26 protein-coding genes are annotated in these 25,125 nt (G+C 62.8%); 23 read left to right on the top strand and 3 right to left on the bottom strand.

The window, feature by feature from the left end; translation table 11 throughout:
• Position 1: 1 nt before the first annotated feature.
• The 3 genes from BV071_RS17030 (at position 2) to BV071_RS17020 (ending at position 4,265) form a co-directional block, all read left to right on the top strand.
• Positions 2 to 682: a response regulator transcription factor gene (locus tag BV071_RS17030; RefSeq protein ID WP_075090940.1), complete on the top strand. Its 681-nt coding sequence runs from the start codon at positions 2 to 4 to the stop codon at positions 680 to 682.
• Between the two features lie 543 nt (positions 683 to 1,225).
• The gene (locus tag BV071_RS17025; protein WP_265594537.1) at positions 1,226 to 2,800 is read left to right on the top strand and encodes an FAD-linked oxidase C-terminal domain-containing protein; all 1,575 of its coding nucleotides are present in this window, start codon (positions 1,226 to 1,228) and stop codon (positions 2,798 to 2,800) included.
• Positions 2,801 to 2,867: 67 nt separating this feature from the next.
• Positions 2,868 to 4,265 (top strand): hypothetical protein, encoded by a 1,398-nt coding sequence (locus BV071_RS17020; protein WP_265594536.1) that lies wholly within the window; start codon positions 2,868 to 2,870, stop codon positions 4,263 to 4,265.
• Positions 4,266 to 4,289: 24 nt separating this feature from the next.
• Here BV071_RS17020 and BV071_RS17015 read toward each other — a convergent pair whose 3' ends face one another.
• Both BV071_RS17015 and BV071_RS17010 read right to left on the bottom strand, forming a co-directional pair.
• Complete coding sequence (locus tag BV071_RS17015; RefSeq protein ID WP_035609636.1) at positions 4,290 to 5,210, bottom strand: hypothetical protein; 921 nt, start codon at positions 5,208 to 5,210, stop codon at positions 4,290 to 4,292.
• Positions 5,211 to 5,214: 4 nt separating this feature from the next.
• Entirely contained in the window at positions 5,215 to 8,190 is a 2,976-nt protein-coding gene (locus BV071_RS17010; protein ID WP_035609634.1) for a tetratricopeptide repeat protein, read from the bottom strand.
• A gap of 236 nt (positions 8,191 to 8,426) precedes the next feature.
• Between BV071_RS17010 and BV071_RS17005 the strand changes: the two genes are divergently transcribed.
• From BV071_RS17005 to BV071_RS16920, 19 genes are read left to right on the top strand one after another with little or no spacing between them, the layout of a single operon-like run.
• Positions 8,427 to 9,113, top strand: coding sequence for an NUDIX domain-containing protein (locus BV071_RS17005; RefSeq protein WP_035609631.1), 687 nt, complete (start codon positions 8,427 to 8,429; stop codon positions 9,111 to 9,113).
• Positions 9,110 to 10,549, top strand: a complete 1,440-nt coding sequence (locus BV071_RS17000; RefSeq protein WP_035609627.1) for a nicotinate phosphoribosyltransferase — start codon at positions 9,110 to 9,112, stop codon at positions 10,547 to 10,549. Before BV071_RS17005 ends, BV071_RS17000 begins: the two co-directional genes overlap by 4 nt.
• Before the next feature lie 11 nt (positions 10,550 to 10,560).
• Positions 10,561 to 11,100, top strand: a complete 540-nt coding sequence (locus BV071_RS16995; protein ID WP_035609624.1) for an RNA 2'-phosphotransferase — start codon at positions 10,561 to 10,563, stop codon at positions 11,098 to 11,100.
• Positions 11,097 to 11,744 (top strand): DUF4291 domain-containing protein, encoded by a 648-nt coding sequence (locus tag BV071_RS16990; RefSeq protein WP_035609621.1) that lies wholly within the window; start codon positions 11,097 to 11,099, stop codon positions 11,742 to 11,744. The genes BV071_RS16995 and BV071_RS16990 overlap by 4 nt, the downstream gene beginning before the upstream one ends.
• Entirely contained in the window at positions 11,741 to 12,760 is a 1,020-nt protein-coding gene (locus BV071_RS16985) for an ADP-ribosylglycohydrolase family protein (RefSeq protein ID WP_035609618.1), read from the top strand. Before BV071_RS16990 ends, BV071_RS16985 begins: the two co-directional genes overlap by 4 nt.
• 36 nt (positions 12,761 to 12,796) lie before the next feature.
• Entirely contained in the window at positions 12,797 to 13,276 is a 480-nt protein-coding gene (locus tag BV071_RS16980; RefSeq protein ID WP_035609615.1) for a macro domain-containing protein, read from the top strand.
• A 17-nt stretch (positions 13,277 to 13,293) separates the two neighbouring features.
• Positions 13,294 to 13,791 (top strand): O-acetyl-ADP-ribose deacetylase, encoded by a 498-nt coding sequence (locus BV071_RS16975; RefSeq protein WP_035609614.1) that lies wholly within the window; start codon positions 13,294 to 13,296, stop codon positions 13,789 to 13,791.
• Positions 13,788 to 14,720 (top strand): ADP-ribosylglycohydrolase family protein, encoded by a 933-nt coding sequence (locus BV071_RS16970; RefSeq protein WP_035609611.1) that lies wholly within the window; start codon positions 13,788 to 13,790, stop codon positions 14,718 to 14,720. Before BV071_RS16975 ends, BV071_RS16970 begins: the two co-directional genes overlap by 4 nt.
• Positions 14,717 to 15,322 (top strand): bifunctional nicotinamidase/pyrazinamidase, encoded by a 606-nt coding sequence (gene pncA / locus BV071_RS16965; RefSeq protein WP_035609608.1) that lies wholly within the window; start codon positions 14,717 to 14,719, stop codon positions 15,320 to 15,322. Before BV071_RS16970 ends, pncA begins: the two co-directional genes overlap by 4 nt.
• 3 nt (positions 15,323 to 15,325) lie before the next feature.
• On the top strand, positions 15,326 to 16,015 hold the full coding sequence (gene pnuC, locus BV071_RS16960) for a nicotinamide riboside transporter PnuC (protein ID WP_081886056.1): 690 nt from the start codon (positions 15,326 to 15,328) through the stop codon (positions 16,013 to 16,015).
• On the top strand, positions 15,988 to 16,998 hold the full coding sequence (locus BV071_RS16955; protein WP_052573472.1) for an AAA family ATPase: 1,011 nt from the start codon (positions 15,988 to 15,990) through the stop codon (positions 16,996 to 16,998). Before pnuC ends, BV071_RS16955 begins: the two co-directional genes overlap by 28 nt.
• Before the next feature lie 34 nt (positions 16,999 to 17,032).
• Positions 17,033 to 17,182: a hypothetical protein gene (locus tag BV071_RS35480; protein WP_265594535.1), complete on the top strand. Its 150-nt coding sequence runs from the start codon at positions 17,033 to 17,035 to the stop codon at positions 17,180 to 17,182.
• Positions 17,179 to 18,294, top strand: a complete 1,116-nt coding sequence (solA, locus tag BV071_RS16950; protein WP_052573471.1) for an N-methyl-L-tryptophan oxidase — start codon at positions 17,179 to 17,181, stop codon at positions 18,292 to 18,294. The genes BV071_RS35480 and solA overlap by 4 nt, the downstream gene beginning before the upstream one ends.
• A gap of 31 nt (positions 18,295 to 18,325) precedes the next feature.
• Complete coding sequence (locus BV071_RS16945) at positions 18,326 to 19,102, top strand: ATP-binding cassette domain-containing protein (protein WP_035609605.1); 777 nt, start codon at positions 18,326 to 18,328, stop codon at positions 19,100 to 19,102.
• A 17-nt stretch (positions 19,103 to 19,119) separates the two neighbouring features.
• Positions 19,120 to 20,145, top strand: a complete 1,026-nt coding sequence (locus BV071_RS16940) for an MlaD family protein (protein ID WP_035609602.1) — start codon at positions 19,120 to 19,122, stop codon at positions 20,143 to 20,145.
• Positions 20,142 to 20,699 (top strand): hypothetical protein, encoded by a 558-nt coding sequence (locus tag BV071_RS16935; protein ID WP_035609601.1) that lies wholly within the window; start codon positions 20,142 to 20,144, stop codon positions 20,697 to 20,699. Before BV071_RS16940 ends, BV071_RS16935 begins: the two co-directional genes overlap by 4 nt.
• On the top strand, positions 20,696 to 21,376 hold the full coding sequence (locus tag BV071_RS16930) for a hypothetical protein (protein WP_265594534.1): 681 nt from the start codon (positions 20,696 to 20,698) through the stop codon (positions 21,374 to 21,376). The genes BV071_RS16935 and BV071_RS16930 overlap by 4 nt, the downstream gene beginning before the upstream one ends.
• Positions 21,373 to 22,086, top strand: a complete 714-nt coding sequence (locus BV071_RS16925; protein ID WP_035609596.1) for a hypothetical protein — start codon at positions 21,373 to 21,375, stop codon at positions 22,084 to 22,086. Before BV071_RS16930 ends, BV071_RS16925 begins: the two co-directional genes overlap by 4 nt.
• 34 nt (positions 22,087 to 22,120) lie before the next feature.
• Positions 22,121 to 22,663 (top strand): hypothetical protein, encoded by a 543-nt coding sequence (locus tag BV071_RS16920; protein WP_035609591.1) that lies wholly within the window; start codon positions 22,121 to 22,123, stop codon positions 22,661 to 22,663.
• Between the two features lie 6 nt (positions 22,664 to 22,669).
• Here the strand turns inward: BV071_RS16920 and BV071_RS16915 are convergent, their stop codons facing one another.
• The gene (locus tag BV071_RS16915) at positions 22,670 to 23,368 is read right to left on the bottom strand and encodes a family 16 glycoside hydrolase (RefSeq protein ID WP_052573470.1); all 699 of its coding nucleotides are present in this window, start codon (positions 23,366 to 23,368) and stop codon (positions 22,670 to 22,672) included.
• Positions 23,369 to 23,493: 125 nt separating this feature from the next.
• Between BV071_RS16915 and BV071_RS16910 the strand changes: the two genes are divergently transcribed.
• Positions 23,494 to 25,116: a SpoIIE family protein phosphatase gene (locus tag BV071_RS16910; protein ID WP_035609588.1), complete on the top strand. Its 1,623-nt coding sequence runs from the start codon at positions 23,494 to 23,496 to the stop codon at positions 25,114 to 25,116.
• Positions 25,117 to 25,125: the final 9 nt, after the last annotated feature.

Below are 25,125 nucleotides of genomic sequence, written 5' to 3'. Positions count from 1 at the left end.
GGTGACCGATCAACTTGCAGCCACTCCCGCCGCCGGCAAGAAACCGGTGCGTCTGATCCTGATCGAGGACCACGCCGATTTCCGCGAATCCGTTTCGATGGTTCTGACTGAGCGCGGCTACGATTGTGTGGGCGAATTCTCGACCATGGAGGATGCGCTCGAAGCAATCCGCGGCGGCTTGGTGGCGGACCTGGTGCTCTCGGATCTCGGCCTGCCGGGGATGAGCGGGGTGGACGGGATCCGCAAGGTGCGGGAGCTGCTGCCCTTGGTTCAGGTTCTGGTGCTCACCGCATTCACCGACAAAGCGAAGGTTTTTGCCGCGCTGGAAGCTGGGGCCCACGGCTATCTGGTGAAAGCCGGAAGCGCGGCGCGGCTGATCGCTACCCTAGAGGAGGTGCTGGCCGGGGGCACCCCGCTCGATCCGAAGATCGCTGGCATGATCCTACAGACCTTCCGGCAGCTGAGCCCGATCCAAGGAGCCGAAACTCTGTCCGCCCGCGAGTGCGAGGTTTTGCAGCTCTCCGCTAAGGGCCTGACCCGCCAGGAAGTGGCGGATCGGCTGGAGATCAGCCAGCATTCGGTCACGGAATACATCAAGCGCTGCTTCGACAAACTCCACGTCCGGAACCTCCCCTCAGCCGTTAGTGAGGCCATCCGACGGGGGCTTTTGGATCTTTCTTGAGGTTTTTTCAGGGTCAAGTGTTTGATGGTGAGGGAATTGAGGCCTTGTCCCAAAACTTAGGGACAAGACAAAATCGACGGATCGTGGCATTCCTATTCCCGTCGGGCGGCTGGTTACCCCTGACGATTGAATTTCATGACGAAATTTATTGGCCGCGCGAGTGCGCGGCCCTTTTCGTTTTCCGGGCCTAAGGTCCTAACAGGTGCTTCGGGCGAAGCGGCTGTTCGCCCTTTTGGGCTGCCGGAAGAGAAGATTCCGAGCGACGATCGAGGCCTTCGGCGGCCCTATTGATCTTTTTCTGAGGACTGCCCGATAGTCAAATTATTGAAAATCAATCGATTAAGTGCGTGTCCCAAAACTTAGGGACAAGACAAAATCACCGGATCGTGGCATTCCTATTCCCGTCGGGCGGCTGGTTACCCCTGACGATTGAATTTCATGACGAAATTTATTGGGCCGCGCGAGTGCGCGGCCCTTTTCGTTGGGTGATTGAGGCAGTGCTCGCGAATTGACCATCCGGTGGCCGGGTGGAAGATTTCCCGCGTGTCTTTACCGCCCAAGCGTTCCTCCTCTTGGATCAGCCGCACCAGCAGCACCCCCCGCGAGCGCGCGGGACACGGCGGCGCTGATGAGGCAGCCGTTTTCAGTGACCTCGATACCCCCGTGTCCGCTGCGGCTATGGCCTCGGCCGCGTCGGAGCTGGATGCGCCTACCGGCGAAAGGCGGGCGACGGCCGATCTATCCATCGAGAAGATCGCTGGCGAACTGACCGCGCTGCTAGGACCGGGCAAAGTCTCGGTCCGCAGCGACGACTTGGAACTGCACGCGGCGGATAAATGGTACGCCCGGAACCTGCCGGACATGGTGGTCTTCGCGGAGTCCACACAGGATGTTTCCAAGACCCTGCGCTTTGCCTCCAAGCTGAGCATCCCGGTCACCACCCGCGGTGCCGGTTTCGGCTACGTCGGCGGTTGCGTGCCGGTGGGGGGTGGGATCGCGCTCTCGGTGGCGCGGATGAAGAAAATCATCGAGCTGAACCCTGCCGATGGCGTGGCAGTGGTGCAGCCGGGCGTGATCACCGGCGATCTGCAGCAGGCGGCCCATGCGGTTGGCTGGGACTACCCGCCTGACCCGGCCTCGCTGAAGGACTGCTCGATCGGCGGAAACGTCGCGACCAATGCCGGCGGCCCGCGCTGCCTGAAGTATGGCGTCACGAAGAACTACGTGCTTGGTCTTGAGGTGGTGCTGGCGGATGGCCGGGTGCTGCGCTGCGGTGGCCGGGTCCACAAGAACAAGACCGGCTTCGACCTTTGCGGGCTCTTCACCGGCTCGGAAGGGATGCTCGGCGTGGTCACGGAGGTGACCTTGCGCCTGATCCCGAAGCCTCCCGCCCGCGCGATGCTGGCGGCGGTGTTCGCGGATTTTCCGGCGGCGGCGACTGCGGTCCAGCAGATCCTCAATCGCGGCCACCTGCCGTCCGCCCTCGAGATCACCGATAGCTTCACCTTGGCTGCGGCACGCAAGCGCTTGGGGCCTGATTCGCTGCCAGAAGGCCAAGCGCACCTGATGGTGGAGGTGGATGGGCGTCCTTCCGCCGTGAAGAGCGAGATCAAGGAGCTGGAATCCCTGCTCCAGGAGCTCGGTGCCGGCGAAGTGAGAAAGGCCACCACGCCCAAGGAATGCGAGGCGCTCTGGCAACTCCGCCGCGAGTTCTCCTACTCGCTGCGAGATACGGGCCTGACCAAGCTTAACGAAGACATCGTGGTGCCGCGCTCGGCGCTGGTGGACCTCGTGGAGTTCGCCCGCCGCTTGGAGGAGGACACTGGCATCCCGGTGGCCTGCTTCGGGCATGCCGGGGATGGCAACATCCACGTGAACCTGATGGTGGCCGACTTCGAGGACCCGGCAATCCGCGAGAAGGCGGAGAACGCGCTCGACCAGCTCTTCGCTTGGATCCTTGACCACGGTGGTGCGATCACCGGCGAGCATGGCATCGGCTTGGCCAAGAAGCCGTGGATCCGTCAGGCGCTTGGCGACGTTTCCTTCGCGGTGCACAAGACGCTCAAGGAGGCGCTCGACCCGCAGGGCTTGCTGAATCCGGGCAAGTTTCTCGACTGAGTCGGCGTGGCGATTCAGATGCTTTTCAAGGACTAAAATGATCCTGGGTGCCGCTGCATCTGGTGTCATGAAGCCCTTCCTTCGAATCGCCCTTTGCGCCGGGATCGCTGGCGCTAGTGCCCAAGCCGCGGATTATCTGGTGACGGTGCCTGCCGCCACCGCCAGCGACGCGGAGTGGAGCGCCGCCGCGGACGCCCTCGCGATCAAACACGGTGGCCTGCGGGCGGATTGGAACGGCAAGCCGGAGGATCTGCTGCCGCTGCTGAAGGAGCACAAACCGCGCTGGCTGGCGATCGTCGGCAAGCCTGAGACCTTCGATCCGGCCTTTGTCCGCGCCCTGAACCGGATTGCCCGCCAGGTGGATGAGGATCCATGGGGCGATGTGCGTTGGGGCCTGATCACTGGGGCCAGCGCCGCCGATGCCAAGCGGATCATCGACACCAAGGAAGCGCTGGTGATTGAGCGCGGGCTGACCACCACCGGGGTCGATCTTTCCCTGCTCAAGAGCGGCGTGACTCTCAGCGACGGGGCCAAGGGCCAGTGGACTGAAAAGCAGCCGGGCGGCCAGCCGGAAAATCACCAGTGGGACGAGCAGGCGGCCCCGGAGGGTACGGTGGGTTTGTTCGCGAAGGCATGGAACGAGACCAAGCCGCAGTTGCTGGTCAGCAGCTCGCACGCGACGCAGTACAATCTGGAGATGCCCTTCGGGCTCGGTCTGATCGCCAGCTATGATGGCAAGCTGCATGTGCTCACGAAGACCCAGCTCAATCCCTTCGCGAAGTTCTTGGGCGGGGCGATGTTCACGGGTGATGCCTCCAAGCTCGGTGAATGGCTGCGCGAAACCAAGCCGCCGGTGCTCGAGGCCCAGCCGGAGGTTCCGAAGGTCTGGGTGGCAGCGGGGAATTGCCTGATCGGTGATGCGCGCAAGACCAGCAACTCGATGGTGGTCTCCGCGCTCTCGGCAGGGGGCGTGCGCCAGTTCGTCGGCTATGTGGTGCCGACCTGGTTCGGCCGTGGCGGCTGGGGCGTGCTGGAGATGTGGCAGGCGAACCGCGGAGCGATGTCGCTGGCGGATGCGATGTTCCTCAACGAGAACAAGGTGCTGGATGAAACCATGCGCCGCTTCCCGAAGGCCATGGATGTCGTGTTCGATTGCGATGACATCGAAGCCGGGCTGCGGGATCCCAAGTTCACGACGCAGCTCCAAGCACTCGAAAAGTCCGGTGTGAAGGTAGAGAAGGATCTCCTTGGGCTGGTCCACGATCGCGACGTGGTGGCGCTGTGGGGCGATCCGAAATGGGAGGCGACCTTCAAGCCGGAGACCGGTCGCGCCTTCCGCACGGACTGGTCACGTGACGCCGATGGCAGCCAAGTGCTGCGGATCGAGAGCAGCAAGGACCTGGAGACCGAGGTTACCTGCTTCCTGCCCGAGCGCGTGCAAGCGCCGAAGCTTGAGGGCCGGTGAACCCTTGGTCTTCCGCGTGCGCGATTAAGGCTTTTCCTTGGCGGCTGTTTCGGGGCGGAACTTCAGGAACTCCGCGAGATCCCCGGGCAAGGCCTCCTCCAGGCCGGGCAGTGTCCCGAAGAGGCTCGCCAGACCGGCTGCCTCTAACAGGCGAAGCCGTCCCGCGCCTTCGTTGCCGCCCTTCATTGCAGCGATCACTTCGGGATCCTTGCGGTAGAGTCGCAGCGCCTTGAGGGCCGCGTCGCGGGCGATCTCCACGGAAGTCCCGCCATCCGTGGTGAGCGCGGCCTGATAGGCATCAATCGCAGCTCCCGTCTTGCCTTGGGCATCGAGCGCCAGTCCTAGGCAGTAGGCGGCCTGGGCACGCTGGCAGCCTAGCAAGGTGGGATTGTTGCAATGCTCGCGGGCCGTGCTTTCCACGCGCGGCCAGTCCTTCAGCCGAACCGCATCCCAGAGCCCGTAAAGGTCGAGTTGGCGGCGCTGGCTTTCACGGTTGATACCGCGCCGGTCGAGACTCGTGAAGGCCGCGGCCAAGCCCTCGAGATCGCCGGATTTGCGCAAGCATTCCAGCTCCATGAAGGTGGCCTCGGCGGAGGGATTGCCGTCGATTCCGGCCAAGTCCTTGAACTGCTCGCGGACGGTCTGGAATTTGGTACGAGCCGCATCGTACTTCCGGCACTCGAAGAGCGCCCGGGCATCGGCCATCGCCTGGGTGGCGAAAACCTGGAGGGCCTTCACCTCGCCCTTGGCGATCTGCGCGCTGGCGGTGGCTTGGGGACTCTCCTTGTAGTGGATCGCCTGCTCATCGGCGCTGGTGATCCAGATCATCCGCGGGTTTCCATTTGCGGGAGTCAGGAAGGCGGCCGTAGGCGCTTCCGCGGCATGCGCGAGGCCGAAGGGCAGGGCGACAAGGCAAACGACGGCACTGGGGAAGCGCAGGCTCATTGGTTCATTTCCCCTGGGGCTGCGGTCGTGCGACTGGTTTGACGTCGGTGGTGGCAGCGAACTCGGTGGTGATCTTCTCAATCTCCAGCCAGGCTTCCTGATCGACGGATGCCATCTTGTCGAAGAGCGGGCGGGTCCGCTCCAGGAAGGCCAGTCCCTCCTCATAGGCCGCCTGCCGATCGCTGCGCGGGCGCTCCGCTCCGTTGGCCGGGCTCTGACGCGTCCAAGAGAGCTGCATCCATGCCCTCATCGCGGGGACCGAAACGCGAGGGAAGGCGCCGAAGTCGGTCCAGACCTTGGCATGGGCGGCCAAGGCTTCATTGACCATATTGCGCTCCTGGTAGGAGCGGGCGAGCGCGAGCCGGACCTCCGGGATGAAATGCTGGAAACCTGAATCGGGGGCGAGGTAGCTGAGTGCGCTCTCACCGGCGGCAGCGAAGTCGCCATGCTTCATGCGGGTCATCACCAGCCAGAAGAGCGCTTGCTCGCGTTCGCCTGCATCCTTGCTACCCGCAAAGACTTCCTGAAGCCCTTGGATTGCGCTGGTGCGTTCCTCCTTGCTGCCCTCGGCCTGCACTGCGGCCTTGCCTAACAGGGCCGGGAAATGGACTACGGCATCTTTCCGGGCTAGGGCTTCCTCGTAGTAGGGCAGCGCTTGGCGCGGCGCGGAGGTGCGGGTCCGCAGGTAGTCGCCGGTGCGCACTAGAATGGCGGGCGGGAGATCCTTGGTTTCGAACTCGGCCTTGAGCTCCTGATAGAGTGCTTTGATCAAGGTGTCGGCTTTGGTCTTGGCGGCGGCATCGCTGGAATCGAGTTGCTCTTCGACCGCCTCGATCACGGCGATGCGGAGCATTGCCCGCGCCGGCTTGTCCTCCGGCTTGAGCCCGGGGAATTCCGCGAGGTGGCGCTTCAGTTCTTCGAGGCCGTGGGCTCGCGCGTAGAGCTTGGCATAGGCACGGGCGATGGCCTCTGCCTCGCTGGAGGTGGGGTTGGCCAGACGTCCGCCGAGCTCCTTGGCCAAACGCTCGGCGGCCTCATCATTGCGGCCGGCGGCAGCGAAGACCTCAGCCTGTGCCAGTGCCATCCGACCGCTCAAGGGAGCGAGATCCTCGTAGCCCTTCCAGAAGCGGTCGCAGTAGCTCTGGGCCTCCTTGGAACGCTTGGGATCCTTGGCCAATAGATTGACGAGGCGCAGCAGGATCTCCGCCGCGGCTTCCCGCTGATCGAGCTTCTCGGCTTGGGCCAGAGCCTTCTTCAAGGAGTCCTCCGCCTGCGCCTGTCCGCCTTCGCTGTCACCCTTGCGCAGCAGCAGGTCGCCTTTCAAGCCTTGGGCGTTGGCAAGGGTTTCGGAGCCCGGGAAATCCTTTTCCAAGCGTGCCAGCTGCTCCAATGCCTCTTTTTCCTCACCCTTCGCTGCATGGCACTCGGCCCGATCCAACAGGGCGGCCGCCAGATGTGGATTCGCCGCGGCGTCCGGATATTTGGAAATGAAGGTGTCTAACAGTTTCGCAGCCTCGCCCCATTGCTCGAGTTTTACGAGGTTGGCCGCCTGAAGGTACTGCGCAGACTGGGCGTAAGCGCTGCCGGGGTAGAGCGTGACGTGGCGTTCCAGCAGCGGCTTGGCCTCATTGAACTGGCCCTTCTGCTCGTAGCTGGCCGCCAGCAGGCGCAGGCAGACGTCGTGCTCTTGGGAGCCCTCTTGCAGCTTGGGCAGCAGATCGGAGGCGGCCTTGATGCAGGCGTCGAAATCACCCTTCTCGAACAGGGAGACGAGGATCAACCGCTTGATCGAGCCGACCTTCGCGGACTCGGGAAACTCGTCGCAGAACTTGTTGGCCAGTTCTGCCAGTCCGCTGGCTTCGCCGCTGCCGGCAGCGGTGCGGATCTGGTGGAAAAGATAATCGGCACGCCGCGTCGCCTTCGGGAAGCGCGCGGCCAATTCGCCGAAGGCGGCGCTGGCACCACGGAGGTTGCCGCTCTTCTCGTGGATGGCGGCGGTCGCCTCCAGTTGCAGCACCTCATGGCAAGTGCCTTCGCGACTGGCTTTCTCGACAGCCGCGAGCCGGGCTTCGAGCTCGGTCTTCACCAGTTTGCCGGTCGGGGTCTCCAGCTCGGCGGGGTTGCCGAGCATTGCGAGCTTGGCCCGCAGGTCCTCCTCCATCAGCTCGCTGGCGGGAAGCAACTGGAAGAGCGAAAGCCCGGCGCTGGTCATGTCCGCGCTTATGGCATCGGTCGCCAGTTTCACGAACTCCGCGGAGTAACCCGCCATGGCGGACGGTTCCATCATCAGCGCGCCGCGGTTCCCTTTCAGGAAAGCGAGCAGGGTGTTTTCGTCCTTCTTCGCGATCGCGGTGGCGACCAAGGCTTGCAGGCCGGCCACGATCCCTTGGTCGGGCGAGCCGAAGCCGTTCTTGTTGCGGATCGCGGTTTCCAGGTTCTCGGCGCCCAGGGCGACATCCCCCAGCTTGAGGTGGCAGAGGGCGATCTGGAGATAGTAGGAGCCCGGCTCGAAGGGGTCTTTCTGGCGGTCGCGTTCCTCGAGGTACTTCTTGAACAGGCGGATCGCCTCGGCGGGCTGGTCGGCGGCTTGGGCGGTTTCCGCCCAGCGGACCAGCGCGCGTTTGTGGAAGGTGTTGCCCGTGCTCTTGCCCTTGTTCGGGAAGTCGCGGTAGCAGGTCTCGAAGGACTTGGCGGCGGCGTCCAAGCGCTTGAGCTGCTGTTCGCAGACGCCCTTGCGATACCAAGTGACGCCGAAGGAGGGGCCGAACTTCTTCAGGGCGTCGCGACCGTGGAGTTCGATGCAGCGGTCGAAGAGCTTGAGGGCCTCCTCCCACTGATTGGCCTCCATCGCCTTGAGAGCCTCGGCATTCAGGGTCTCCGCGCTCGTCGCGGGGACTGGCTTCTGTCCCTGCCCCGAGGCCATCGGCGTGGCCAAGGCCAGCGCCAGAGCGGGAAGGAGAGGGCGGAGCGGTCGGGTCATCGGGAAATCACGCAGATCAAAGACCGCCTGCAGGCATCCTGCAAGGGAGGATCAGGTCCAACGGTGGATCAGGCTGGAGCAGAAGCGAATCGGGGCGGGAGGGCTGCTTGTGAAAATTCCGATTTCGGCTTAAGTAATTGAATTTTCAGTGATTTCAGGTGCGCGACAAGGATCTGGGTCCGAAACGTTGCTTGACTTAGTGTATCAATTACACTTTCTTACTCGTGACGACAGCGATGGCTTTTACCTACGAGTATCCCCGCCCGGCGCTGACCGTGGACTGCGTGGTCTTCGGCTTCGACGGGAAGGGCCTGCAGGTCCTGCTGATCCAGCGCGGCTTGGAGCCCTTCTTGGGAGCATGGGCGCTGCCGGGGGGCTTCGTACTGATGGACGAGGACCTCGAAACGGCGGCGCGGCGGGAGTTGCAGGAAGAGACCGGCCTGAAGGGGGTCTTTCTCGAGCAGCTCCGGACCTTCGGCGATCCGGGCCGGGACCCGCGCGGCAGGGTGGTGAGCGTGGCCTTTTTCGCCTTGGTCAGGCCCGACCAGCATCCGGCCAAGGGCGACACGGATGCGAGCGATGCGGCGTGGTTCGATGCCGCCAAGCTGCCGCCGCTGGCCTTCGATCACGCGGAGATCCTGGCAGCGGGCCTCGAGCGCCTGCGCGGCAAGATCCGCTACCAGCCGGTCGGCTTCGAGCTGCTGCCTGAGCGCTTCACGTTGGCGCAGTTGCAGGCGCTTTATGAGGCGATCCTCGGGCGGGCTCTGGATAAACGGAACTTTCGCAAGAAGTTGTTGGCCTTCGATTTTCTGGTGCCGCTCGATGACTACGCGGGCGGTTCGCATCGCCCGGCGCGGCTCCATCGTTTCGACCGCGCGAAGTATGAAGCACTGGCAAGCACTGGTTTCCTTTTCGAAATATGATCCCTCACAGTCCACTCCAGACCGATCTCTATCAGCTCACGATGGCAGCCGCCTATTGGCAGGCCGGCAAGGCGGAGCAGGAGAGCGTGTTCCACTTGTTCTTCCGGCGGCTGCCCTTCCGTGGCGGCTATGCGATCGCCGCGGGGCTGGAGCCAGCGCTGGAATGGCTGGAGGCATTCCGCTTCGGGAAGGGAGAGCTCGACTATCTCGCGAGCCTGCGGACCAAAGTCGGCACGCCTCTCTTCAAGAAGGACTTCCTGGATTACCTCGGCGAGCTGCGGCTGAAGCTGGATATCGACGCGATTCCGGAAGGCGACTTGGTCTTCGCGCATGAGCCGCTGCTGCGGGTGCAGGGGCCGATCTTGCACGCGCAACTGGTGGAGACTGCGTTGCTCAATATCCTGAACTTCCAGACCCTGGTGGCGACCAAGGCGGCGCGGATCTGCCGCGCGGCGGCTGGCGGGCCGGTGATCGAGTTCGGCTATCGCCGTGCACAGGGTCCGGATGGCGGGCTCTCGGCGAGCCGGGCGGCCTTCATCGGCGGGTGCAAGGGCACCTCGAATGTGTTGGCGGGACAGCTCTACGGGATGCCGGTGCTGGGCACGCATGCGCACTCGTGGGTGATGTCCTTCGATGATGAAGCAGAAGCCTTCGACCGCTATGCGGAGGCGATGCCCGACAACTCGACCCTGCTGGTGGATACCTATGACACCTTGCGCGGCGTGGATCATGCGATCGCGACGGCACGCAAGCTGCGCGAGCGCGGACACGAGCTGAGTGGCATCCGTCTCGACTCGGGCGACCTCGCCTGGCTGAGCCAGCAGGCGCGTGCGAAGCTGGATGCGGCGGGCTTCCCGGACGTAAAGGTGGTGGCGAGCAATGATCTCGATGAGAACATCATCGAGAGCCTGCGACACCAGGGTGCGAAGATCGATACCTGGGGTGTGGGCACGAACCTGGTGACGGCGGCGGACCAGCCGGCGCTGGGTGGTGTCTACAAGCTGGCGGCACTGCGGCGTGAGGATGGAAGCTGGCAGCCGCGGATCAAGTTGAGCGAACAGACGGCCAAGAGCTCGATTCCGGGTCGCCTGCAAGTGCGGCGCTATGAACAGGACGGCTTGATCGTGGCGGATGCGATCTACGATGTGGATCGTAGTATTGCGGATGGAACGGCAGTCATCGACCCCGGTGATCCGATCCGCCGCAAGGAGATTCCGGCGGGCACGGCATTCCGTGACGTGCTGCAGCCGGTGATGAAAAATGGTGCAAGGCTGGCCGGTGCCGAGTCGCTGGATGTGATCCGTGACCGCTGCCAGGCAGCGCTGGCCAAGCTGCACCCGGGGAGCACGCGTCTCGCGAATCCCCACGCCTACCCTGCGGGTCTTGAGCAGGGATTGTATGAAGCGCGGGAACGGCTCTTGGCCGAGTTCCGCTAGAAAAGAAACAAGTGAAAAGAGAAGTAGAAATCAGCAAGTTCCTAAGTCTCGTGCTGCGGCATGAGCCGGGAAAGATCGGGATCACCCTGGACGAAAACGGGTGGACCGATTGCGAGCAATTGATCCAAGCGGCAGGTCGCCGCGGAAAGAAGTTCAGTTATGAGACCTTGGTGGAGATCGTCCGCAGCAGCGACAAGCAGCGCTTCGCGTTGAGCGAAGACGGCAAGCGCATCCGCGCGAACCAAGGACACTCGGTGAAGGTGGATCTGGCGCTTGTGCCGCAGGCTCCGCCGGAGAGCCTCTACCACGGCACGGTGCCGAAGTTCATCGAGTCCATCCGCGAGAGTGGCCTGCACAAGGGCAATCGGCATCACGTGCACCTGAGCCCGGATCTCGTAACAGCCACGAAGGTGGGCGAGCGGCGGGGCAATCCCGTGATTCTCACGATCCGTGCGGCGGAGATGTCCGCAGCGGGACATCCTTTCTATGTTTCGGAGAATGGTGTCTGGCTGACGGATGCGGTGCCGCCTGAGTTTATTGATTTTCCATGAAGCTGGCAGCTTACAATGAAATGAAGGCGGCTTGGCCTTCGCAAGGCCGCCATATTCTGGCGAGCCATGACGAGAATTCGGTGGTGGTCTATCAGGCCTATCGACCGGCGATCGGCCGCTATGCCGCGCGGAACCAATGCTTCGGCGGAGAATTCAGTTTCAGCCGCATGAGCTGGATCAAGCCGAACTTCTTGTGGATGATGTACCGCTCTGGATGGGGAATGAAGGAAGGTCAGGAGATTATCCTGGCTGTGACGATTCCGCGCAGCTTGTTGGATGAGATCCTGGCAGTGGCGGTGCCGTCCACCTTCGATGCGACCCGGTATCGCGACATGGACCAATGGAAGGATGCCTTGGCGGCTTCGGAGGTGAGATTGCAATGGGATCCGGACCATGCACCGGATGGCAGCCCGCTGCCGCGCCGCGCCGTGCAGCTTGGTCTGCGCAGTGAGATGCTGCGGCGTTATGCGGAGAGCGAAGTCATCAAGATCGAGGATATCTCGGGATTCGTGGCCGAGCAGCGTGAGTTGATCAAGGACCCCGACAAGCTGATGGTGCCCGCGGAGACCATCTACCGGCCGCGTCGTAGAGACGCTGTGGAAAATGTGATGTTGGACCCGTGGGAGACGGAGCCTGCGCTATGAAGAACGAAGCGCTATCATCCTGCCTGCTCGGCGGTGCCCTTGGTGATTCCTTGGGACTTCCCGCAGAGGGTTTGTCCGCAAAGCGGATTGCGCGGCTATGGCCGGCACCGCTCAGGCAGCGGCTGTGTGGGCGTTGTGGGATGGTGAGCGACGACACGGAGCATGCGGTGATGACGATGCTTGCTCTAACGGAATGCGAGGATGATGCCGCAGCCTTCGCCAGGGCCTTGGCTAAGCGCTTGCGCTGGTGGCTCGCCGGGGTGCCCGCTGGCATCGGCTTGGCGACTGCCCGCTCGATCTTGAAGCTCTGGTGTGGAGTGAGCCCATCGCGCAGCGGCGTTTGGTCGGCGGGCAATGGTCCGCTGATGCGCGCGCCGGTGATCGGGGTGAAGTTCGCCGGTGATCGGGAAGAGCGGAAGGCCTTCACGGATGCTTCGACGCGGATCACTCACTCGGATCCGCGGGCGTGGGAAGCGGCGCGGATGATTGCGGAGGCAAGTGCCTACGCCGCGCGCGAGGTCCAGGGAGCCGACGAGATCCTGACTGCCTTGGAGAGCTTGGTGGAGAGCGACGAGATGAAGTCTCGTTTCCCTTTGCTTTGGGCGGCGTTGCGTGCTGGCGATAGCGTGGAGACTTTCGCTGATAAGATCGGCCGCAAGGCGGGTTTTGTGAGCGGCTTCGCTCCGGACTCGGCAGCGGTGGCCTTGTTTGCCTGGCTGCGGCACCGCGGGGACTTCCGAGCCACGGTGGAATCTGTGGTTGCGGCTGGCGGCGATACAGACACGGTGGCGTTCATCGCGGGGTCGCTGGCGGGGATCGATTCGGGTGAGGAGGGCATGCCTTCCGATTGGCTCGCAGGATTGCGGGACTGGCCGATCCATGCGCGCTCGCTTCGTGAAGCGGCAGGAGGTGCCAAGCTGAGTTATCCCGTTTGGCCGCTCTCGCTCGCGAGGAATTTCTTCTTCTTGCTGATCGTGGTTGGGCATGTGTTCCGCCGCGCACTGCCGCCCTATTGAAGCACGAGATTCTTACTCATTTTCCGAACTTCCAGAATGCCTGTCTCCCTGGTCAGCGGTGATCTCTTGAATCAAGAGGTTGATGTGATTGTGAACGCTTGGAATCGCAATGTGATTCCATGGTGGCTCTTGCTGCCCAGTGGGGTCTCCGGCGCGATCAAGAAGCGTGGTGGCTATGCGCCATTCCGCGAACTCGGGAAGTTCGGCCCGATCCCTTTGGGAGAGGCGCGCTGGACTTCGGCGGGGCGGCTGCCCTTCAAGGGCATCATCCATGTGGCTGGCATCAACCTTGCGTGGCGGAGTTCAGCGAAGACGGTGGAACGCTGTATGAAGAGTGCCTTGGATTTGGCTACTGAACATCAGATGAATTCGATCGCCTTTCCGCTGATAGGCGCGGGGACGGGCGGGCTGAACTCCCAAGTGGCAAAGGCGGCGATGCTGGAAGCGGCGGCGGATGGTGGTTTCGCTGGTGAAATCGTTGTTGTGGAGTTTCTCAAGAAGGGCCGGGCCAACTAAACCAATCGACTATCCAAATGAAAGCAATCCAAGGAGACATCACCAAGCTGGAGGTGGATGCCATTGTCAACGCGGCTAATACCAGCCTGTTGGGCGGGGGTGGGGTCGATGGTGCGATACATCGTGCCGCGGGTCCGGAGCTCGTGGCCGAGTGCCGCATGCTGAACGGCTGCAAGACCGGTGAGGCGAAGATCACCAAGGGCTACCGCTTGCCGGCGAAGCATGTGATCCACGCCGTGGGTCCGGTCTGGAACGGCGGCACGGGGAAGCAGGCGGAGTTGCTGACGAGCTGCTACCGCAACTCGCTGGAGCTGGCGGCAAAACATGGGCTGAAGTCGATCGCCTTTCCGGCGATCAGCACCGGGATCTATGGCTATTCGATCGAGCAGGCGACCGCGATTGCAGTGAAGACGGCGCCGGACTTCGTGAAGGAGCATCCGCTGGAAGTGACCTTCTGCTGTTTTTCGGCGAAGGATCTGGAGATCTATCAGGGCGAACTGGCCAAGGAAGCATGAAGACATCGAGCGATACAGGCGCTTTGGATCGTGCCTTGGGCTGTCTTGCCGGATTGGCGGTGGGCGATGCCTTGGGCACGACGTTGGAGTTCAGAAGTCCGGGAAGCTTCGAGCCGATCAATGACATGGTCGGCGGCGGGCCATTTCATTTGAAGGCCGGCCAGTGGACTGATGATACTTCGATGGCGCTCTGTCTGGCGGAGAGTCTGTTGGAATGTCGCGGCTTCGATCTGCGGGATCAGGCGGATCAATACGTCCGCTGGTGGCAGGAAGGTCATATGAGTGCGACCGGGAATTGCTTCGATATCGGGAATACGGTTAGCGGAGCCCTGTATTCCTTCTTGAAGAGCGGCAAGCCGGACAGTGGCAGCAAGGATACTTATTCGGCGGGCAATGGCTCGATCATGCGGCTGGCTCCGGTACCGATCTACTACAAATCAGCCGAGAATGCGGTGCACTACTCGGTGGAGAGTTCGCGCAGTACGCATCAGGCTGCAGCGTGCCTCGATGCCTGTCGCTACTTCGGGGGAATCCTCTGGGGGCTGATCAATGGGACGAGCAAGGAGGAAGTGCTCGCGCCGCTTTATCATCCGCTGAAAGCTGGGCTTGAATTCAAGGACTCCCCGATGGCCTTGGTGGCCGGTGGATCTTTCAAAGAGAAGGAGCCGCCTGAGATTCGTGGCGCCGGTTACGTGGTGCGATCGCTTGAAGCCGCCTTGTGGGCATTTCACCGCAGCGATAACTTTAAGGAGGGCGCCTTGATGGCCGTGAACTTGGGAGATGATGCGGATACCACCGGTGCGATCTACGGTCAGATCGCGGGGGCGTATTACGGCCTCTGCGGCATCCCCGACGGCTGGCTGGAGAAGCTCCACGGCCGCGAGATGATCCTGGATTTTGCCAAACGACTTCACGAAGCAGCAGCATGAACGACCACGCTCTTATCCTCGTCGATATCCAGAATGACTTCCTGCCCGGCGGTGCGCTGGCGGTGCCGGAGGGCGATCTGGTGATTCCAGTAGCGAACCGCTTGATGGATGATTTTCCGATCATCGTTGCCACCCAGGACTGGCACCCAGCCGATCACGGCAGCTTTGCGGGGAACCATCCCGGCAAGCAGCTCTTTGAGGTAATCGACCTCAATGGCCTGCCGCAGGTGCTGTGGCCGGTGCATTGCGTGCAAGGCACAAGTGGTGCGGACCTCGCTCCCGGCCTACAAGCGGAGCGGATCACGAAGGTCTTCCGCAAGGGAACCGATCCGGCGATCGACAGCTACAGCGGCCTCTATGACAACGGTCATCGCAAGTCGACCGGGCTCGCCGAGTGGTTGCGCGAGCAGGGCGTGAACCGGGTCACGGTCTGTGGTTTGGCCACGGACTACTGCGTGAAGTTCACCGCGCTGGATGCCTTGGCCGAGGGTTTTGCGGTCACACTGCATTTGCCTGCGAGTCGTGGCGTGAATCTGACACCGGGCGATGTGGACAAGGCGGTGGAAGAGATGCGATCCAAAGGTGTGACGATCCAAGAGTAGCTGATGGCGGATGACTCAGACATAACCACCGCGGAGCTCAACGAGGTGCCGCCTGCCAAGATCACGCCGGATACGGTGCTGGTTCCGCTGCTGTCCGCCTTACTGCTGTTCTGTGCTCGGCTGCAGTGGTTGCCGATCGATATGACGGAGGCCTGGGGCTTCGCCACCGGTGCGATCTGCGTCTGGCTGGTCACGAAGGAGAATATCTGGAATTGGCCGATCGGGCTGGCGAACAACATCGCTTTCGCGTTTCTGTTCTGGGAAGCGCGCCTCTATGCGGACTTCGGGCTGCAGTGGGTGTACTTCGGCTTCGGCGTGTGGGGCTGGTGGGAGTGGTTGTATGGTGGCAAGGGCCGCTCGAAGCTGAAGGTCTCCGATACTTCGCGAATGGAGTGGATCTTGATCGCCGTCTTTCTTGTCGCAGGGACATGGGGGCTGCGTGAGATCCTGATCATGGTGAACGGCTCAGCCCCTTTCTGGGACGCCCTGAGCACGGTGATTTGCCTGGCCGCGCAGTATCTGCTCTGCCGGAAGAAGATTGAGAACTGGTGGCTGTGGATCGCCGCCGATCTGATCTACGTGCCGCTCTATTTGTCGAAGAAGCTACCGCTGACCTCGGCGCTCTACGCAGGCTTCATCGTGCTGTGCATTCTCGGACTCAAGCGATGGCGGAAGGAGCTACGGGCAGCGTGAGTGCGGAGCGCTTCGGACTCGGCGTGGTGGTGGGCAAATTCCTGCCGCCGCACCGCGGGCATCGCTTCCTGATCGAGACCGCCTTGTCGCGTTGCGAGCGCTTGGTGGTGATTGTCTGCGGCAAGCCGGTCGATCCGATCCCGCCGGAGCTGCGTGCGGGCTGGCTGAGGGAGATGGTCCCAACCGCGGAGATCATGCTGATCGACGACCGCTACGATGAGAACGACACGCGGGTGTGGGCGGAGAACACGCTGCTCTGGCTCGGCCGCGCGCCGGATGTGGTCTTCACTTCGGAAGAATATGGCGAGCGCTATGCTGGAATGATGGGTGCGAGGCACGTGATGGTGGACCACGCGCGCCTTACGGTTCCGTGCAGTGGCACCGCGGTGCGCAGCGACCCATTCGCGATGTGGGACTTCATCGATCCGCCGCTTAAGGAGTGGTTCGCGAAGCGCGTCGTGATCCTAGGTGCGGAGTCCACCGGCACGACGACCTTGGCGACGGACCTGGCGGAAGCCTTAGACACCGCATGGGTCGCCGAGTATGGCCGGGAGTACAGCGCGCTCAAGCAGGCGCGGGGCGACAGCACGTGGCACTCCGCGGAATTCTTGGAAATCGCCCGCGAACAAACGCGTCGCGAGAACGCAGCCGCGCGAGAGGCAAACCGCATCCTGATCTGCGACACGAATGCCTTTGCCACGGTGCTGTGGCACCGGCGCTACATGAATACGCACCTGCCCGAGCTGGAAGAGTTCGCGGCGGGGGGCCGGGCGGATCTGTATATTCTAACAGGCGATGAGATTCCCTTCGTGCAGGATGGCCTGCGCGACGGCGAGCACCTGCGCCACGAGATGCACCGCTGGTTTGCGGATGCCCTGGCAGCACAGCCAGTGCCGTGGTTTCTGGTGCGGGGTGAGCGGCAGTCGCGGGTGGCGGAGGTGATCGCGAAGATGAAAGGGCTATGGCCCCGGTGGCGGCATTGACCCGGGGCCCATGGGAGGGTATTTCAAGCTCGCTATGAAGTCCTTGCTCTTGCTCGCCGCCGGTCTCGCTTCCTGTCTTCTCTTTGCCTCCTGTGGGAAGGACACGACCAATCCCTTCAAGATGGGGAGCTCCAATGAGCCCCAGGGCGGCGAAGCCCGTGCATTGGCCGATGCCGGGCGATGAGGATCGCGGTGATCGGCATCGGGGGCAGCGGTTCGGCTGCCCTGCGTTTCCTGGCCCGCGAGGGGCATGAGGTGGTCGGCTATGAGCAATTCGAGCTGGGCCATGCGCGCGGTAGCTCGCACGGGCACAGCCGGATCATCCGCCGCAGCTATCCGGATGCCTTCCACACGCGCATGATGGCCCGCAGCTACGAGCTGTGGAACGAGCTGGAGCGGGAGGCCGGGCAGGAGCTTTTCGTGCGCTGCGGTGGGCTGACCTTCGGGCCGAAGGGTGATGCCAAGGTGGAGGCGACTCGTCTTGCCTTGGAGGAAGCGGGCCTCGGCTACGAGCTGCTCTCACGGGAAGAATCTTCGGCGCGCTTCCCGGCGTTGAATATCGGTGCCGGTGCCGAAGCGGTCTTCCAAAGCGAGTCAGGCTTCCTGCGGGCGGGCGACTGTGTTTTGGCGCAAGCGCGGCTCGCCTGTGAGGCGGGAGCGCGGCTGCGTGAAGCCACGGCAGTGCGCCATGTCCAAGAGCTTGAGGGAGAGGTGCTCGTCTCCACCGATGGCGGTACGGATTCCTTCGATGTCGTGATCGTGACCGCGGGCCCTTGGCTGGGGAAGCTGCTGGCACCGCTTGGGCTGCCCCTGCGCACCGCCTTGCGCCAGGTGATCTATGCTGGCATCGCTCGACATCCCGAGAATTTCCAGCCGGAGCGCCTGCCGGTGTGGATCGAGGAGCCGAGCGAATACTACGGCTTCCCCAGTGATGGCCGGGTGGCAGGGATCAAGTTCGCCTCGCACGATGCGGGCATGGACTTCGATCCCGACCAAGCGGAGCGCCCGCTGATGCCGGAGCACCTGGAGCGCGCGATGGACCACCTTGCCCGGCGTTTTCCGGATCTCTCGGGCGAGGTGATCACCGCGCAGTCCTGCCTCTACACCATCACGCCGGACGAGCGCTTCATCCTCGATCATGCTCCGGGCTCGCGGCGGATCGTGCTCTGCTCCGGATGCAGCGGGCATGGTTTCAAGTTCACGATTTTGTTAGGAGAGATGGTGGCGAGGATGGCGACGGGTGGGGCTGAGGGCGGGGTCGAGGCTTGGAGTTTGGATCGTTTCCATTCCCCTTGATCTCACTCGCTACCTTTCAGAGCCTCCCCTCATGGGCGAGCCCTTCATCCGTGTGCGTGGTCTCGAGCAAAAGTTCGGTTCGCAGCACGTCTTGCGCGGCGTGGATCTCGATATCATCCGCGGCGAGACCCTCGTCCTGCTCGGCGGCTCGGGCGGCGGAAAGTCGGTCCTCCTCAAGCATCTGCCCGGACTCCTCCGCCCGTGGAAAGGCACCGTGGAGGTCGATGGCGAGGACATCTCCCTGCTCGATGAGCGCCAGCTCGCGCCCTACCGCCGCAAGGTCGGCATCATGTTCCAGAACGGCGCCCTTTTCGACTCGATGAGCGTCGAGGAAAACGTCGCTTTCCCCCTCCGCGAAATTGGGGTGAAGGATGCCAAGGAGATCAAAGACCGCGTCGCCGAGGCCTTGGAAATCGTCCGCCTGCCGGGCCAGCAGAAGAAAATGCCCTCCGAGCTTTCCGGGGGCATGCGCAAGCGGGTTGCGCTCGCCCGCGCCGTCGTCGGCCGTCCCGCCTGCGTGCTCTACGATGAGCCGCACGCCGGCTTGGATCCGATCACCGCGGATTCCATCGACCATCTCATCAAGGACCTCCAGCACCACCACGGCATGACCAATGTGGTGATCACCCATGAAATGCGCAGCGTCTTCCACATCGCCGACCGGGTGGTTTTCCTGCAGGAGGGGCGAGTCCACTGGACTGGATCGCCGGAGGAGCTGAAGGACACCCAAGACCCCATTTTGCGGCCCTTTGTCGACGGGGATTCGGGCGAGCCCTGGGTCGGATCGCCCTTGCAGTCCGCAGGTTGAGGGGGGAAGCTCGGTGCATGGGCGAATCCAAAGCGAAAACGGAACTCTGGGTCGGAGTCTTCGTGTTCATCGGCCTCGCGCTGCTGGGCGGCCTGATCGTCCAGTTCGGGCGCTTCAGTGACCGCTTCCGCGGCAACTATCAGCTCACCGTTGTCTTCGCGGATGCCGCCGGCCTGATCAAAGGCTCGGAAATCCGCATGGGCGGCGCCCGCATCGGCAAGGTCGGCGAGACGCCCGAGCTCAATTCAGACGTGAAGGTGCAGGTCGTCATGAACATCGACGACGCGATCAAGATCCCGGAGAATTCTATGATCCAGATCGCTTCGGCCACGCTGCTCGGTGACAAGATGATCGTCATCACTCCGCCGGAGCCGGGCAATGGCACCGGGCGATTTCTCCAGGAGGGCTCCGTACTGCAGGGTGGCGGTCCTTCCGGCCTCGATGCGATCCAGAACAATGCGGAGGCCGTGAGCCGCGATGCCCGCCGACTGATGGAGGAAGCGGAGGTGACCTTCAAAAAAGTGGACTCTGCGGTGGATGACATCCGGAGCGTGACCAACCGCTTGGCTGACTCCTTGGACAAGATCAATACCTCGCTCCTTTCCCAACAGAATCTCCAGCATGTCGAAGGACTGCTGACGAATCTCGACAAGGCCTCTGCCGACTGGGCCAAGACCAGCGAGAATCTGAATCCGACCCTCGGCGATGCCCGTGAGGCGATCCAGGCAATCAAGAAGGCGGCCGATAGCGCCGATGCAACCCTGGCCCGCGCCGGGGAGCGGATCGATGATCTTGAGCCTGCCTTCCGCGATGTGCCGAAGGCGGTGGCCTCGATCTCGCGAGCTGCCGACAAAGCGGGAAATGCCTTTGAGCGTGCGGAGCACGGCGATGGCCTGATTGGCACGCTGAACAACGACGCGGAGGTTTCCGACAACGCCCGTGACTTCATTCGCAACCTGAAGGAGCAGGGTATCCTGCGCTACCGCGACAAGGAAACGCCCCAGGAGGATCCGCGGGATCGCTACCGCGGGCGACGGAGATGAGCGAGGAGCTTGATCCCTACGCACCTCCAGCTGCCAGCGGATGGATCAAACCGGTGGTCGTGGATGCGGGCCACGGTTGGAAGGTAGAGGGGCAGAGTTTGTGGGTGAGGGACGCTGCGGTGCTTCCGGATGTGTGTATTGTCAGCGGCAAGGCTGGCATCGGGGGAAGGCGGGTGAGTTTGCACCTACCCGGCCGCCGGCGTGGACCTAGGATCAACATCAGCGTGTTCCGGTCCTATCGTGGCGTTGGGAAAGACATCGTCAACTTCGTGGTCGGGCCGATCGTCGGCACGCTGGCTGCGGTCGCATGCAGTGAGTGGATGATCGGTGATGAATCCGCCACGGTGGCAAGCATTTCGGCTTCCCTGGGCCTGTTTATACTGGGGGTCGCTTTCTCAGCTTCGAAGGCGAGAAGGGCGTTACGAATTGTCGCATCGCGCGATGGATGGCATGAGTTGCAAGGTGTGAATCCTGCCGCATTGAAGCATCTCGGCGCTATCGGGGCAGTTCCAAGTCAATCGCGACCAGGAGTTGAAGCGTGCTCATGTTCATGAACCACGAGCTAAATCCCTATGCTCCGCCTGCGGGTCATGAAGAGCCGCGTGTTTCGGGTTCTCCGGATAGCGGTCGCCTCTGGCGGGTGATGGATGATCGGCTGGAAGTGCGCCATCTCGCGAACCTTCCCAATGTCTGTGTGGCGGGATCGCTGGAGGCGGAACCCGGAGCGTATCAGTCCATGCTCATGCGTCGGGTGCCACCATGGTGGATAGGCGTGGTTTGGCTCGTTTTTGGAATTCTTGCGTTTGTGGGATGGTTGTCCCTCAGTCCCTTGCCCTTCGCTCTTGTCACCATCGCGAATATCCTGGCGACGACGAGCAAGGAGCCCCGGGTGGAGTTCTTCCGCTCGCACTCCGCATCGAGGTCTTCAGCCATGCGCACGTGGTTGTGGATGGCGGGCATCTTCGTTGGCATGGTTGTGGTTATCTATCTCGAGAGCCACAAGGGAGTCATTTTCCGTGCGTGCGGGCCGATCAACATCGCCGTGCTGTTGCTCGGAGCGTTGATACTCCTTCGCTCGATTCGTGACAGTCGCTTTGGGATGGCGAGCAAACTCTCTGATGGCTGGTACGAGATGAGGGGCATCGCACCCGCTGTGATTGCCAGGCTGGAGGAAATCCAGCGCCTGACCCCGCCGGACATGGAGCCTCCACTCTCTTTCCGGAAACGATGAGCGATTCCGATCCTGCCGATCCCTACCGCGCGCCGCAGGTCCAAGCCCCGGAGTTTCCGCAGGACGATTCCCTCAGGTGGCGCATTGAGGATGGCTCGCTCTGGGTGCAGGACGGCGCGGTGTTGCCGCCGATATGCCTCTTTGGCAGCAGCGATGGGGGCCCGACGGTCAGAGGCTGGATCACGCTGGCGTGGATGTCGCCAATGGCCTGGCGGGCGGTAATCATCAGCGAACTGGTGGCGCTAGGCGTTTTGTTTGCGATTGCGATGCGCGGGGTCTACGGGGCTCTGGAGTTTGGGCGAATCGTGATCGCTACCAGCATCATCATGGGCGTTCTGTTTTTCCTGCTCTTCGGGTGGAAGAAGCACCGTCGTCGTTTGAGGATCTTCCGGGTCGCCGGGCGGCGGCGGTTTTTGCGGACCTTGGTCTTCTCGCTGGCTGCATTCGGAGCTTATGTCATGGCGCTGTCCATGATGGTTCACTTTGAGGACGTCCTGAAGCTCGGCCGGCTCCAGCAGATCGGTCTCTCTAACACCCTGATGATGGCGATGATCATGGCGCAGACCTCCGGAAGGATGTTCCTGCTGCCGCACGCGACGGAGGTCGAGGGGACTTGGTTCCGGCTCGCTTCGATTCACCCCCGGACGATTGCCGAACTCGCTCAAATCCAAACGCGGGAACGGGTTCGGGTTGACGATTCCTCCGCGTGACACCCGCCGTGTGCATGCTAGCATTCCTTTCGCAATGAAGCTCCTAGCGCTGCCGCTCCTGTTCGTTTTCGCCTCCTGTTCCACCCAAAGCTGCTGGAAGGGTGGGGAGCCGATGCGCCAGACCGAGATGCGCTCGCAATGGGGTGCCGAGATCGACATCAACCAGTCCGCCAACAACGTCAAAATCTACCGTGGCCTCGCCCATCCGGTGGCGGACAAGGGCGCCTACGAGCGCCAAGTGAAGCGCGGCGGCTGGGTCGAGTTCCAAGGCTTCAAGTTCTTCGCTCAGCCCTACGATGCGAAGCCGGGCACCGCCGAGAAGGTGCTCGATATCTACAAGCTTTCCGCCTCCCACGAGGCCCAGGCGATCAAGACCACCTGCGCCGGCTTCCACCCGGACTACGCGCTGGTGTGGAGCAAGAACGGGAAGCAGCGCGTCCTGCAGATCTGCTACGGCTGTCACGAGTGGAAGTACTTCGGCCCCGGTGGCAAGGTCCACACCGACATCGAGGACAAGACCTACTTCCAGAAGCTCATCCCGCTCCTGCCGAAGGCGAGGGAACGCCCGCGCCCCTGAGGCTCGCTAGCGGCTGGTCCCCTTGATCTTCACGTTGCGGAACTCGCCGAGGTCGTCGAAGGAACCGAGGCCGATCTTTCCCCACTCTAGGGTCTTGTCCTGGGCGGTGAGCACCGGCTTGTCCATGTCGTCGAACCACACGCCGATGTCACCGCTCGTGGTGTTGCGGACGATCTTCACCTTGTGCCAAGTCCCTTCCTTCCACGGCGTGCCGCCGGTGCGGAAGGTCGTGATCGGCTTGCGGTCCGCGTTGTCCACGATGTGGATCTGGTGGTGCGGTTCGTCGGCCTTTTCGCCGAGGTGGGCGTAGTAGAAGCGGTTCTCCGCCGCACGGCCGAAGGCGATGCAAAGGTCGTTGTTGCCGGCGTCGAATTTCGTCAGGCGCAGCTCCGCGGTGAGGGTGAAGTCCTTCCACTCCTTGCCCTCGCACCAAGCCAGGTTGAAGGGGCTGCGGTACTTGGGCTTGGTGCCCGGGTCGCTCTGGGCGATCAATTGCAGCACCCGGTCCTTGCCCTCGCCGCTCCACTTCCAGGCTTTCGCATCGGGGAAGGTCCAGCGGGAGGGGTCCGCGAAGAGGTCCTGCTCCAGCGCCGTCGAGCGGCTGTTGCCGCTGCAGCAGGGCGGGATGGCGACGGCGGGGGGCGCGCCCGCCGCAAAGGCGAGCGGCGCGGCCAAAAGCGCGAGAAGGGCAGCGGCGGTTTTCAAAACGAGGCGGAATGTGAGCCAGGAATCCCGGAAATCAAGCTGTCGTGATGGGTAGGGCAGGGGACTTCCTGAATGCTCGGAAAACAGATTGCCGCTGTGGAACGGTGGTGCTTTCCTGATAGTTGATGAGTCACCCGGACGGAGCGAGCGGATCAGGTTCCGACGAGGCGGAGCGCTTGGTGTTGGCATTGCGGGCCTCGAACGAGGGCATCTGGGACTGGTGGATCGGCAAGCCGGATATCTATTACTCCCGCCGGATTCTGGAGTTTCTCGAGTGCGGCATTTCGAATGCGCCGAATCTCTTCCTCGAGCCCCATGAGAACATTCATCCGGAGGACCGCGAGCGCTTTGCCCTGGCCCTGAAGAATGTGCTGCACCCCGCGGGTCCGGAACTGCTCGCAATCGATTGCCGGGTCAAGACCGGCAGCGACCACTGGCGCTGGCTTCGCGTTCGCGGCACCGTGGTCCGCAGCCGCGAGGGCCATGCCAAGCGTATCGCCGGCTCGATGATCGATATCTCGCTGCGCAAGCAGGCGGAGGCGCAGATCGAGGAGGAGCGCCACCTCCTGCGCATGCTCATCGATCACGTGCCGCTGCAGGTTTACTTCAAGGACCGCCAGTCCCGCTTTGTACTGGCGAACCGTCAGATGGCCGACTGGATGGGTCTGCAGGACCCCTCGGAACTCACCGGCAAGCATGACCGCGACTTCTTCGCCCAAGAGCACTGGCAACAGGCAGCTGAAGATGAGCAGCAGATCATGGAAAGCCGCGAGGCGGTCAATGAGAAGGTCGAGAAGGAAACCTGGCGCGGCGGTGACGATACTTGGGTGCTGACTTCGAAGTTCCCTTGGGTCGATAGCAATGGCGAGGTTCGCGGCACCTTCGGCGTCTCCAGCGATGTCACCGAACTGGTCACCGCCAAGCAGGAGGCAACCGACTTGGCCGCCGAGTTGCAGGTCCGCAACCAAGCCTACGAGGAAGAGCTCCAGCTCGCCCGCGAAATCCAGCAGGCCCTCGCAGGCTCGACCTTTCCGGAGGTTTGCGATGGAGCATCGGCGCTGAGCTTCGGCGCGCGTTACCTGCCGATCTCCGGCATGGCCGGCGACTTCTTCGAGGTCCTGCGAATCTCGAACGACAAGGCGGGCATGCTGATCTGCGATGTGATGGGCCACGGGGTCCGCTCCGCGTTGGTGGTCGCGATGCTGCGCGGCTTGTTAGAGAAGCAGCGCCGCAGCGCCGGCGATCCCACGGCTTTCCTCACTGGCCTGAACAACGGCCTCGCCGCGATCCTCGAACGCGCGGGAGCCACCATGTTCGCCACCGCCTTTTACGCCGTCGTCGATCTCTCCGCAGGCACGCTCACCTATGCCTGTGCCGGCCACCCGGGTGCCGTGGCCACCGGTCCCGGTGGTGTCCGCCAGCTCGCCGCCACCCGCAAGGAAAAGGGCCCCGGGCTGGGCCTTATAGCGAAGGCGGAGTATCCCTCTGGAACCGTATCGCTGACGGAAGTGACCCGCCTCCTGATGTTCACGGACGGGATTCTCGAAGCGGAGAATCACGAGGGCGAACCCTTCTTGGAAAAGCGCCTGATGGAGACCGCCGCGGAGTGCAGCAAGGAAAGCCTGGAAGGCATGCTCGATCTCGTGCTGTCCCGCGTTCTCCAATACTCCGACGGCCATCACTTCGATGACGACGTCTGCCTGTTAGGCATGGAGCTGGTCCGCCAGCCGAGCGCGGTGTCCGGCTGAAGTCGGCCG

The sequence above is a fragment of the Haloferula sp. BvORR071 genome (assembly GCF_000739615.1).
GTDB lineage: Bacteria > Verrucomicrobiota > Verrucomicrobiia > Verrucomicrobiales > Akkermansiaceae > Haloferula.
Note: the sequence above shows the minus strand (reverse complement) of the source record. Positions and strands in the feature narration are given on the sequence as shown.